General features: G+C 74.7%; 2 protein-coding genes. Both read left to right on the plus strand.

Features of this window, described 5'->3' with window-relative positions; genetic code table 11:
- Positions 1 to 886, plus strand: an 886-nt coding sequence (locus ACWEN3_RS46480; RefSeq protein WP_452984478.1) for a diacylglycerol/lipid kinase family protein, incomplete at its 5' end; no start/stop codon positions are given.
- A gap of 111 nt (positions 887 to 997) precedes the next feature.
- Positions 998 to 1,480, plus strand: a 483-nt coding sequence (locus ACWEN3_RS46485; RefSeq protein ID WP_452984480.1) for a class I SAM-dependent methyltransferase, incomplete at its 3' end; no start/stop codon positions are given.

A 1,480-nucleotide genomic window follows, 5' to 3' on the forward strand; every position in this document is an offset into this window, starting at 1 on the left:
GGCGCCCGCGCTGCCCGAGGGCGAGGGTCTGGTGGTGGTCGCCAACCGGGCCTCGGGCACCGCGGACCGGGTGCGCGCCCTGCGGGACGCGCTGCCGAAGGCGGAGGTGGTGGAGTGCGCGCCCGAGGAGGTCGTGGACGCGCTGGGGAAGGCGGCCGCGCGGGCGCGGGTGCTCGGGGTGTGCGGCGGCGACGGCACCGTGAACGCGGCCGCCGGGTTCGCCCTGCGCCACGACCTGCCGCTCGCGGTGCTGCCGGGCGGCACCCTGAACCACTTCGCCTACGACCTGGGAATCGAGGACGAGCGCGGCCTGGCGCGGGCGATCCGGGACGGCGAGGCGGTCCGGGTGGACGCCGGGCGCTTCGTCACCGGGGACACCGAGGGACTGTTCCTGAACACGCTGAGCCTCGGGGTCTACCCGGAGCTGGTGCGCGCACGGGACCGCTGGTCGAGCCGGATCGGCGGCTGGCCGGCCGGGTTGCTCGGCGCGCTGCGCGTGCTGCGCGCGGGCCGGCACCCACTGGAGGTGATGGTGGGCGGTGAGCATCGGCCGCTGTGGCTGCTGTTCGTCGGCAACGGCGTCTACCACCGCATGGGTCTCGCGCCCGGCCGCCGTGCCGACCTGGCCGACGGCCTGCTGGACGTGCGGGTGGTGCACGGCAGCCGGCGGCCCGCGCTGCGGCTGCTCGCGGCGGCCGCGGCGGGTCCCCTCACCCGCTCCCCCGCCCATGCCGCCGTGCAGGTCAACCGGCTGCGGCTGACCGGCCTGACGCCGGGCACCCCGCTTGCGTACGACGGCGAGGTCACGGCCTCGGCGGACGAGGTGAGGCTGGAGAAGCTGCCCGAGGCCCTGACGGTCTACCGCCCGCTGGGCAACGGCGCCTGACGCACCGTCAGTCCGCATCGTAAAACACGAGTCTCAGCATTCGGCATGCGCGCGTACCGTGAACCGTATCGCCGGCCCGGTCCGGCCGGTACGACGAGAAGGGGCGCAGCCATGCCGAAAGCCCAGGAGACCGCCGTCTACACGCACGGACACCACGAGTCGGTGCTGCGTTCGCACACCTGGCGGACCGCCGCCAACTCCGCGGCCTATCTGCTCGGTTCGCTGAAGCCCCACATGAAGATCCTGGACATCGGCTGCGGGCCCGGCACCATCACCGCGGACCTGGCGGAACTGGTCCCCGACGGCCATGTCACGGGCGTCGACCACGCGCCGGGCATCCTGGAGCAGGCGCGGGCGACGGCCGCCGGGCGCGGGCTGTCCAACATCGGCTTCGCGGTCGCCGACGTGCACGCGCTGGACTTCCCGGACGACACCTTCTGCGTGGTCCACGCCCACCAGGTGCTCCAGCACGTCGGCGACCCGGTGCAGGCGCTGCGCGAGATGCGCCGGGTGACGCGACCCGGCGGGTACGTCGCCGCACGGGACGCGGACTACGCGGCGATGACCTGGTACCCGGCGGTGCCGGGCCTGGAC

The organism is Streptomyces sp. NPDC004561, from assembly GCF_053602155.1.